Here is a 10,706-nt window from a genome sequence, read left to right as displayed (position 1 = left end):
GAGTGAACGCGGTTTACGAGCAGCTTGATGTTCATCTCCCGGTCAACAAGTTCCGTAGTGATGATTTTTATGATTCCGTAAGCATCGGTGATTGCAGTAGGCTCCGGAGTTGTGACTACATAGACCTCATCAGCGGCGGCAACGAACTGCAATACATTGTTTGCGATGCCGGCACCAGTGTCGATGATGATTATGTCTGAATTTCCGAGCATGGAGAACTGCTTTGCGAAATAGTCAAGCTCGTCTACAGTGAGGTTCGCGATCTTAGAAAAACCGTTCGCACCCGCAATAAATTTAATTCCGAATTCAGTGTCATTTATAATTTCCTGCATGGTCTTCTGTTTATTGATTACATGCATGAGGTTGTACTGAGGAACTATATTCATAAGGACATTGACATTGGCCATTCCAAGATCACCGTCAATCAATGTTACTTTCTTCCCTTGCTGGGCATAGGCAATTGCCATGTTAACAGAAAGATTTGACTTTCCTACACCGCCCTTTCCGCTCGTAATTGCGATAATCCGAGTCTTGCGGTTCATCATTTTTTTGAGTTCCTGAGCCTGATCTTCCATATTATTTTTCCTCCGGGAATTTTTCGTCTATATATTCACGATTTATAGTAAAATCATTCAAATTTAATAAGAATTTGACAACCGTAGCCCTCTCGATTTTTTTCGGAACCTGCTGTCCGTCAGTAATGTAAGAGACAGTCTTGCCTTTTTCAGAAAGCACGCTGATTACATTGCCGATTGCGGAAGTTTCATCCCATTTTGTGATGATTACCGAAGAAAAATTGAACGGCTCGTAGTTCTGGATGATTGAAATCATGTCGCGGGCCTTTGCGGAAGCCGTAAATGCGAGATAAACATCAGGATGGATTCCCTTGACCTCAAGCATTTTGCGCATCTTTCCGATATTCTCAGAATCATTCGGACTGTAACCCGGCGTATCGATGAAGAGCACATCAATCTGATCTTTGTAAGAATCAAAAATCTTCTTTACATCTTCAGCAGACTCAGCCTTGTCAACATCAGTTCCAAGCAAATCACCATAACGCCTGAGCTGCTCCTCGGCACCTACACGGGTATGATCGATTGTAATCATACGGATTTTCGGAGGAACTTCATTTTCCTCACGGGCCTCAAGAATCATCGTTCCGGCAAGTTTTGCGATTGTAGTAGTTTTTCCGACACCTGTTGGTCCTACGAGAATGATTACATGAGGATATTTGTGCATTACCTTCGGCGCGATTTTAATTGATTCGCCGATCCAGTCAACGACCTTGCTCTGAACCAAATCAAAATCATCCAGTTCCTCAAGCGAAAGCTCTGAGCACAATCTTGTCGTAATTTTGTTGATAAAAGAGAATGTAAATTCGTTGTCCTGAAGCAAATCTTCGATTTTTTTAATCGATGCCGGCTTATCAACGGCATTTGCGACCTCAGCAATCTCAGAAAGTTTTTTCTCAATAGATTTCTGGTATTCCTCAAGTTTTTTGTCGAGGCTCGCAAGCTGCATCGTCTGAGTTACGGAAGCCGTGCTTTTGCTCAAAATTTCATCACGGTTCTTCTGGAATGAATCCTGCGGGGAAAGTTTCTGCTCGGCACCAACGGAAAATTTGACTTCCCAATACTCTTTTTGTCCGAAGCCCAAAAAGCCCGGCTTAAATTGAGGTCGCTTACCCAAAATCGTATAATTATGGCCGTAAGTTTCCAAAAGTTTACGCTTGCAATCCTCAAAATCTTTTCCAGTAATTATCTGAGGCTCATTATCGCTCCTTCCATAACTCGCCACTGGAGCATAGGAAGACACTTTAGGATTTGCAGAAACGCCGTTAAAACTCTCGTTATACATTTATTTCTCCAAGAATCTCCAAATTCACATTGTTGCCAGCAGCGACAACCTCATTCAATGAAAGCACGACCGTTCCCGGCATTTCACGGCTTATTGAATTGTACACAAGCTGACGGATTTCCGCTGTACCACAGAGAAGAATTGGGAGGTAATTTCTTTCTCTGGCGGAAGCTATTGCTGCGCTCACTGCGCTTATCCATTTACGGCCGTCAACAGGGTCAAAGGCAACAAAAGGCTGCCCCCCGTCATTCGGAACAACGCAATGGCTCATAATTTTTTCTGAAGCGGCCTGCGAAACCTGCAGGACACTTAATTTCTTGTTCGGATCATGAGGATCTACATACTGCAGACAAATCTGCAAGCCCAAAGCCTCACGAACTTTTTCAATAAGAAGCCAGTTGTTGTGCGGCATGTTGCCGTAGTTCGCGAGTGTCTCAAGAATCGCGACGATGTTACGGATTGAAACCTGCTCACGCAGAAGCCCCTGAAGAACGCGTTCAATCTCACCGTAAGTATATTTGTAAGTATTGAGGACTTCATCAACGACAACGGAGTTAGTCTCCTTGATTTTGTCGATGATTGCCTTGGTCTCAAGACGGCCGAGGATTTCAGCCGCATGGCTTCGGATAATCTCGGTGATATGAGTTGCGATAATGGTCGGCGGATCGACTACGGCATAGCCGGCACGCTCTGCATCCTCACGCATATCTTCGCTGACCCAAACGGCAGGAACTCCGAACGCAGGGTCAAAAGTCTGCTCACCCTTGATTTCTTCCGTGGCAGCACCAGTGTTCATGCACATATAGTAGCCGAGCTTTATTTTGCTGCGGCCGGCCTCAATCCCCTTGATTTTGAAGCAGTACTCATCCGGGGCAAGCGTCATGTTGTCGATAATGCGGATTTTAGGAACTACAAGGCCAAGGTCAAGGCCAGCCTCGCGACGGATTCTCGTTACGCGCTCGAGAAGCTCCGCGCCCTTTTCTTTGTCAACAAGAGGAATGAGGGCATATCCAAGTTCAAGGCAGAGCGGATCAAGCGGCACGACAGGACTGACCTCGCCGTTCTCGCCGGCATTTTTCTGATTCTTAGCTTTCTGCTCTTCTTCGAGTTTTTTCGCAAATGAAGCCTTTTGCTTGCGGAGAAGATTGTATCCTGTAAAGACGAACAATGCGCCGACAGGGAACAAAAGATACCACGGAAAGTTCGGGATAAGGCTCATAAGAGCGAGCGTAATTCCTGTGATAATATAGACATAACCGCTCGTCGTAAATTGTTTTTTGAGCTGGTCGCCAAGGACTTCCTCGCTGGAATTGCCGGTTACGATAAGACCGGTGGCAAATGAAAGCAAAAGCGAAGGAAGCTGACCAAGAAGGCCGTCACCAATCGTAAGGCGGGAATATGTGCTCGCGGCATCACCAAACTGCATTTTACCGATTGCAACTCCGGCGATAATCCCCGCAATCAAATCAATCGCAGTGATGAAAATACCGGCTTTGACGTTACCGCTTACGAACTTGGAAGCACCGTCCATGCTGGAATAAAAATCAATGTCACGCTGAATAGCAGCCTTTTTGTTGCGGGCCTCTTCGTCCGTGATGTAGCCTGAATTAAGTTCAGAATCAACGGCGAAGAATTTCTGGTTCATCGCGTCCAAGCTGAATCGTGCAGCGACCTCAGAAACTCGAGTGGCACCTTTTGTGATTACGATGACCTGAATAATGATGAGGATGATAAAGATTACCATTCCGATTACAAGGCCTGTGCTTGAAGGATTCATCGGATTATCGCCGGTCACAATAGAAGAAAAAGCCTTGAGCATGTTGCCAGGGAAATTTCTGTAACCTGTTTCGCTCGCTTTTGTTAAAATTAAACGGGTGGAACAAACATTGAGCGCAAGACCGTAAAGAGTTGCGAACAACAGGACGCGCGGAAACGATGTAAAATCAGAAGATTTCGGCGTATAAAGTACAACGAGAAGAACAATAACAGAAATAGAAATGTTTACAATCATGAAGAAGTCCAAAAGGACTCCAGGAACAGGAATCAAAAGCATGAGCACGACGGCAATTGCGGCCGCAGCTACAGCATGATTTTCAATGTTCCCCAAAACATTTTTAAAATTAAAACGGTTAGCCATTCAAATCCCCACCCGAAACAGCTACTTTTTATTATTGAATTTTTCAAGATGACTATAAATAGTTGCAATCGCGCTAAAATAGTCACTTGGAATTATATCACCAATTTCCGTTTCTGCATAGAGAGAACGAGCCAAAGGTCGATTTTCTACGATTGGAACATCATGCTCTTTAGCAATAGTACGGATCCTAAGCGCCAGATTATCGCTTCCTTTAGCCATAACCTGCGGCGCGTCTGAAACAGCGGCGTCATACATGAGCGCAACCGCAAAATGGGTCGGGTTCGTGATGACGACATCTGATTTTGCGACCTGCTGAGGCATATTCCGCTGCAAAAGCTCCCTTTGGGCAGCCTGCAGATGAGCCTTGACCTCAGGATCACCTTCCATTTCCTTATATTCCTGCTTTACTTCCTGTTTTGTCATCTTCATGCTTTCAATGAACTGCTTTTTCTGCACGAGATAATCAGGAATTGCAATTGCAAGGAACACTATGGCACATGTCGCAAGAATCTGAGCCGCAGTCCAGGCAATTTTCCCGATTGCGGCATTCAGCTTTGCGGCGTTAATGAATTCCAGAATCACCGGAAGATTCATTCTGATTATAAGATAAGATGCGAGGCCGACAACCCCGACCTTCACGAATGATTTCGCGACATTAAATCCACCCTCAAACGAAAAAAGAGTCTTTTTAAGATATTGCCCGATTTTCGGAGTTATTTTTGAAAACTGCGGCTCAATAGGCTTAAGGGAGAAAATGAAGCCCCTGTTCTGTATGAGATTCGCAAGGACAGCCGCCACTGCACCGCAAATTGCCATTGGAAGCACTGTCTTTGCAAGGGAAATCAAGAACTGGAAGAAAAATCTCTTCTGAAACATTTCTGTCTCAGTTATGTGAGTAAAATAGAAAACAATCGTTTCCTCGCATAGATTCCAGAAATATGGAGCCGCGATAATAAGTACAATCACAGTAACCAGCATTACGAGCGCGCTGTTAAGTTCCTGGCTTTTTGCGACCCGGCCTTCTTCACGAGCCTTACGAAGTTTGTACTCTGAAGGCTCCTCAGTTCTTCCTTCTTCCTCAGCCGCAAACCACTGCAAATCGATTTCTTCAAAACTCATGAGCCGCCCCCTACTATCGACAGAAGTTTCGAGAGTGAAGAAAATCCACGGATGAACGAATGAGTAAAAAATTCACAGATTTGCGGGAAAACCATCGTGATGACAAAAAATGATGTCAGAATCATAATCGGGAAACCTTCGCTCATAAGATTCATCTGAGGAGCAGCCTTTGAAAGAATGCCCATCGTTACAGAAATCAATAGAAGGGTTCCCATAATCGGAAGGGAAATCACGAAAGCATCAGCAAAAAGTTTCGTAAGCCCGCCGAGAAGGAATTCAATCATATCGGTGCGGTGCATGACAATGGAAAGCGCGTTAAGGGAGTCAAAACTGGAAAGAAGAGCCTTGGAAAACAGGTACAAAGCCCAGTCAGACTGCAGGAAAATCAGCATCGCCACAAGATTGAAGAATTGTCCCATAAGAGGATTCTCAACCTGAGAAAGCGCGTCATAAACTTCCGAGGCAGAAAAGCCCATCTGGAATGCGAAGAACTGACCGGCAGAACTGAACGCCGCAAAAATCAATGTGACATAAAATCCAGTAAGGATTCCGATAATTCCTTCTCCTACCAGAAGCATTATGTATTCAATTGAAAAATTTCCGTCAGAACTAATATACGGAGTATACGCTGAAAAATTGACATGCGGGAAAATAAGATATGCCAGATAACCGGTGAACGCAATCTTCGCGATTCTTGAGACATTCCTGATTGAAAAAAGCGGAAGGGTCATAATCATGCCAAAGCATCGCACCGCAATCAAGAGAAAAACAGGACTGTTGGCAAGAATCCGATCCAGCATCACTCAGTTCCGAACATTACCTTGCAAGATTTTTAATCTGCGAGAACAGGTTGACGGTGTAATTTCCCATCATACCGAACATCCATCCGCCCAAAAGCGCGAGAACCACAAGAATCACGAGCATTTTTGGAAGGAAAGTAAGCGTCTGCTCCTGAATAGAAGTAGTCGCCTGAAAGATAGCCACGATAAGGCCGATTACAAGGGCCGCTCCAAGAACCGGGGCGCACAAAATAAAGACCTGAAAGACAGCCCCACGCATAAGATTTACAATCATTCCAACTGACACTTCAAAACTCCTTTTATAAATACTAATTACACATTGCTAATTGCTTATTTTATAACGCTCTGGAAAAGCTGTTGAGTCAAAAGCCCCCATCCGTCAACCATCACGAAAAGCATGAGTTTGAACGGCATCGAAATCTGGACAGGCGGAAGCATCATCATACCCATGCTCATGAGGATAGAAGCGACCACCATATCGATTACGATGAACGGAATATAAAGGAAAACGCCGATTTTAAATGCGACGGTAAGCTCATGCAGGATATAAGCCGGAATAATCACATAAGTCGGGATGTCCTCAGGGCCGTTCGGTGCCGGGAGATCGGCCATCCCCAAAAATGAAGATATGTATCGGGAACCAAGCGAGCCGTCACTCTGCACGGTGATAGTCTGATTGAGCATAAAAGTGCGAAGCGGAGCCTCTGCCTCACGATATGCCTGCTCAATGGTAAGCTCACCATTGGAAAGAGGCTTGAGGGCGTTGTTATAGACATTCTGAAGCGTAGGAAACATGATGAAAATCGTCATAAAAAGCGCGATTCCGTTTAAAACTGATGTCGGAGGAACCTGCTGCAAGGAAAGAGCGCGCTTGATGAAGTCAAGGACTATGGAAAAGCGCAAGAAACAGGTTGTAAGAATCAAAAGACTCGGAGCAATCGTAAGGACTGTAAGCAAAAGCAAAAGCTGAACAGAGAATGCGACCTGCTCGCCGCCCTGAGGCCTTGTAATGTTCACATCGATATTCGGGAAATCAATTCCGCGAACCTGCCCTCCCATTTCTGTGCGGCCCTGAGTTGAGCCTTGCGGGAAGTTACGGTTCTGGCTGGACTGAGAAGCAACCGGGAAAAGACAGAAAATTGAAATAAAGGCTGCGATGACAATCCTTGGAAGCCATTTGTGAAAAGATGCAGAAATCATTTTTTTCATTTTATTCATCCCCATTCAATCGATTTCTCTGCCGCTCTAAATTTTCTGCGGCATTTCTGGCTGTCGAACCGTAAATATTCTGATTTTTTGCAGAACCGCCCGGCATAAAAATCGAAAGTATATCATCAAAAGAACGAGGCCGCTTGATATTGTCATTTTTATCAGCATAAAGATTCATGGAATTGACAAGCTCTTCATCCTCAATCTGACCGATTAAATTGACGGCATTATCAGAGACACCGAGAATATATGCGTGATTCATAATAGTGACGACATCTACGGAACGATTTGTGCTCAAAGGAAGATGTGACACATGGCGCAAAAAAGGATCGTCAGACGAAGAGATTTTTGCCCCGCGTTTTAAAACCCTTACTGCAAGATAGACCAGGCCGAGCACGACAGCCAGCGAAAGCACCATCTTCATAAAGAGAACGAATGTTGACTGAGTTCCCTGATTCTGAGTGTATTCCTGGGAATTCCAGTTCCAGTTTTGCGGAAGATTATCCTGAGTTGAATCTGAAGTGCCTGATTGTGCCGGATTTACCAGCTCAGCTTGATTTTCAGAAGATGCAGCAGCCGACTCCTGTGCCGACACAGAAAATTGAAGGAACGAAAGTACGCAAACAAGGCAGACAGCTTTGCGCGTAACGCTTCCGAGAGAAAACTTTGTCATAATCCCACCCACTTTTTGACAAATCGATTATTATTTTTAATATTATATCAAATAAAAAGGCATCTGTCGAATATTTTTCAACAGATGCCGCTATTTTTTTTAGTATTTTGCTGATTTTTACATCAACTATCTCAAGTCGCTGACTCGTTCCATAGGAGAAAGGATTTCAGTTACACGGACACCGAAGTTTTCATCGATGACTACAACCTCACCCTTCGCGATTGGCTTGTGGTTTACAAGGATGTCTACAGGCTCACCGGCAAGCTTATCAAGCTCGATGATTGTACCTTCACCCATACCCAAAATGTCCTTAATCTGCTTTTTGGTGCGGCCGAGCTCTACGGTCATTTCCATGTTTACATCCATGATAAGACCGATGTTTCCCTGTTCCTGAGTTGTAGGCCCGCCAGAAAGGTTCGGATACTGAACGGACTGTACATTAGGAATGCTCATTCCCATTGGCATTCCGCCCATCTGCATTCCACCACCCATAGGCATCTGCATTCCGCCCATTGGCATACCTCCCATCATAGGCTGTTGCTGGAACCCGCCCATCTGCATTCCGCCCATCTGAGGTGCTCCGCCGGCAAGATTTGCCATTGAAGCCATATCAGCGGCATTGAGTGCGCCACCTGTAGCCGGGGCAGGATCCGGTGTGCCACCGCCAAGAGCTTTTGCGATCCCCTCTGCGACATCACTAGAAACAGCTTCCCACAATGTATATGTTTGACCATCAAGTGTCAACGGATAACTGAACAATGCGAAAGTTCCCTGAGGAATACGAACCATTGCCTTTGGAACATGAACGGCCTCAGGAGGATTTGAAGCAAGACCTGCGATTGAGCTCAAATCAGTGATTTCAGAACCTGTGTGTGTCGAAATGAACTCACCGATTACAGAAAGAGCCATGTCGTCAAGTTCTGCATTATCTTCTTTGTTTACAAGACTTGTGATTTTCTGTGCGAACTCAGGTGCGAGCAAAACAAGGTGATCGCCTTTAAGACCTGCGTTGAAGTCAGCCATTACAGCGACGACCATCTCAGGCAATTTTGCAAGGAGCTGATCCCTGTCCATAGACTCGACTGAAGGAGCACCAACCTCGAAAGAACCGCCGGTCATGCCGTTCAAATTTGAGGCAACCTTATCTTTGAGGCCGTCCGCAAATTTACCAAGCGTTGCGGTATCGACATTGACATTGGAAGATGGACCTGACGAGAGACCTCCAACATCAACGCCGCTCAGCAATGCGTCAATTTCGCTCTGTGATATTGTTCCATCACTCATAAGATTCATCTCCTTCTACTGACAATTCTTCGAATTCATCAGATTCACTCTGATCTATTTTTCCAATAACCTGAACAGCCATCTTTTTGCCGACGACACCTGGCTGACAGTAAAATTTCTTTTCGTTTCCGACGCTGAGAGTGAGCGGATCGCCTACCCTTACCGTTGAGAGCCGTACAACGTCCCCCGCACGCAAAGCAAGAACTTCGCGGATCGGAAGATTGATTGTGCCGATTTCTGCCACGACATCCATGTTGACATCAGAAAGTTTTTCTTTGAGGGTGCCAAGATACTGCGTGGTAGAGCTTCTTCGTACAGAACTGAACCAGAACTGTGAAGAAAGTTTTGAAACAATCGGCTCGATGGTGAGGTATGGGATACAGAAGTTCATCATACCCTCTTCTTCACCGATTTTAGTTTCCAAAGTTACAAGAACGACCATTTCTGATGGAGGAACGATTGAAGCGAACTGAGGGTTAGTCTCAATCTGACCCAATCGTGGTCGCAAGTCGATTACCTGTGTCCAAGCCTCGCGCATATTCGCAAGGATTCGGACGATAATTCCTTCCATTACAGACTGCTCGATATCAGTAAGATCACGGCTTACTTTTGCGCCCTGACCTGTACCACCGAACAAGCGGTCGATAACGCTGAATGTAATTGCAGGGTCAATCTCAAGGACAGCGTTTCCCTTGAGAGGATCCATGTTGATTACAGCAAGCGTTGTTGGGGTCGGAATAGATCGGACGAACTCTTCGTAAGTAAGCTGATCGACCGAAGCTACATGGACATGAACCAAAGAACGCAGCTGCGCTGAGAGACTTGTTGTTGTAAGTCGCGCAAATGTTTCGTGCATAATCTGCACGGTACGGATCTGTTCCTTTGAGAACTTATCCGGACGCTTAAAGTCGTAAATCTTAATCTTGCGCGTGTCACTGACCGGCTTAAAATCATCTGCTCCGCTGTCCCCAGAGCTGATGGCTTGAAGCAATTGGTCAATTTCATCTTGTGACAGAACTTCGTTCATGCCTATCCTTCCACCTTTTTATAGTTAAATCACTTTATGCTATTGCTGGATAACATCCATCTGCATGAAGCGAACATCCTTAATCTTTGAAGAGCTCAAAATGCTGTCGTTGATAGCGTTGCGAATCTCAATCTTGAGGTTCTCCTCATTCTGAGGTCTGAGTTCCTCTGCTGTCTTCTGAGTAAAGTATCGGCGCAAAAAGTCTTTAAGTTCAACAGTTCGCTGAGTAATTTCAGTAGAAGTTGCCTTGTCTTCCTTTTTGTAGCCAAGAACTACATCGACGCGGACAGAAGCAGGATTTGCCTCCATTGTGCGAGTCTGAATCAATCCGAGAGAAGTGTACCAGTCAAGGATTTCTTTTGATGCAGTATATTCCTCAGTCATAGGAATAGCGGCAGTTGTTCCCGTATTATTACCGCCTACAATTTTCATTGTAATTACTACGACAGTAACGATAAGAATAATTGCAGCAAGGCCGATTGCCACCCATTTCAAAAGTCCTGGGATAAGGAGACCTTTGCCGCCTTTTGCAGGAGCAGCTCCGCCGTCTCCGCCATCGTCCAATCCTAATCCTTCATCTTCATCTGCCATAAAAAACTC

At 45.2% G+C, this 10,706-nt stretch carries 11 protein-coding genes; all 11 read right to left on the bottom strand.

Annotated elements, in window-relative coordinates:
• On the bottom strand, positions 1–575 hold a 575-nt coding region (locus tag IJJ71_RS06270; RefSeq protein WP_296845977.1), incomplete at its 3' end, for a P-loop NTPase.
• A 1-nt stretch (position 576) separates the two neighbouring features.
• Positions 577–1,857, bottom strand: coding sequence for an AAA family ATPase (locus tag IJJ71_RS06265; protein ID WP_296845976.1), 1,281 nt, complete (start codon positions 1,855–1,857; stop codon positions 577–579).
• Entirely contained in the window at positions 1,850–3,994 is a 2,145-nt protein-coding gene (locus IJJ71_RS06260; RefSeq protein WP_296845975.1) for a flagellar biosynthesis protein FlhA, read from the bottom strand. Before IJJ71_RS06260 ends, IJJ71_RS06265 begins: the two co-directional genes overlap by 8 nt.
• Before the next feature lie 21 nt (positions 3,995–4,015).
• The gene (gene flhB, locus IJJ71_RS06255; RefSeq protein ID WP_296845974.1) at positions 4,016–5,113 is read right to left on the bottom strand and encodes a flagellar biosynthesis protein FlhB; all 1,098 of its coding nucleotides are present in this window, start codon (positions 5,111–5,113) and stop codon (positions 4,016–4,018) included.
• Entirely contained in the window at positions 5,110–5,913 is an 804-nt protein-coding gene (fliR, locus tag IJJ71_RS06250; RefSeq protein ID WP_296845973.1) for a flagellar biosynthetic protein FliR, read from the bottom strand. Before fliR ends, flhB begins: the two co-directional genes overlap by 4 nt.
• Positions 5,914–5,929: 16 nt before the next feature.
• Positions 5,930–6,199 carry a flagellar biosynthesis protein FliQ gene (gene fliQ / locus IJJ71_RS06245; protein WP_296845972.1) on the bottom strand — a complete coding sequence of 90 codons (270 nt, stop codon included), beginning with the start codon at positions 6,197–6,199 and terminating at the stop codon, positions 5,930–5,932.
• A gap of 44 nt (positions 6,200–6,243) precedes the next feature.
• A complete protein-coding gene (gene fliP / locus IJJ71_RS06240; RefSeq protein WP_296845971.1) occupies positions 6,244–7,122 on the bottom strand; it encodes a flagellar type III secretion system pore protein FliP in 879 nt (292 codons plus the stop codon).
• 1 nt (position 7,123) lies between these two features.
• The gene (locus tag IJJ71_RS06235) at positions 7,124–7,795 is read right to left on the bottom strand and encodes a FliO/MopB family protein (protein WP_296845970.1); all 672 of its coding nucleotides are present in this window, start codon (positions 7,793–7,795) and stop codon (positions 7,124–7,126) included.
• A 126-nt stretch (positions 7,796–7,921) separates the two neighbouring features.
• Complete coding sequence (fliN, locus tag IJJ71_RS06230; protein WP_296845969.1) at positions 7,922–9,079, bottom strand: flagellar motor switch protein FliN; 1,158 nt, start codon at positions 9,077–9,079, stop codon at positions 7,922–7,924.
• On the bottom strand, positions 9,072–10,106 hold the full coding sequence (gene fliM, locus IJJ71_RS06225) for a flagellar motor switch protein FliM (RefSeq protein ID WP_184658341.1): 1,035 nt from the start codon (positions 10,104–10,106) through the stop codon (positions 9,072–9,074). Before fliM ends, fliN begins: the two co-directional genes overlap by 8 nt.
• A gap of 39 nt (positions 10,107–10,145) precedes the next feature.
• Positions 10,146–10,697: a flagellar basal body-associated FliL family protein gene (locus IJJ71_RS06220; protein WP_296845968.1), complete on the bottom strand. Its 552-nt coding sequence runs from the start codon at positions 10,695–10,697 to the stop codon at positions 10,146–10,148.
• Positions 10,698–10,706: the final 9 nt, after the last annotated feature.

Origin of the sequence: Treponema sp. (assembly GCF_017430385.1) — a bacterium.
Lineage (GTDB): Bacteria > Spirochaetota > Spirochaetia > Treponematales > Treponemataceae > Treponema_D.
This window is presented reverse-complemented; position numbering and strand designations above follow the sequence as displayed.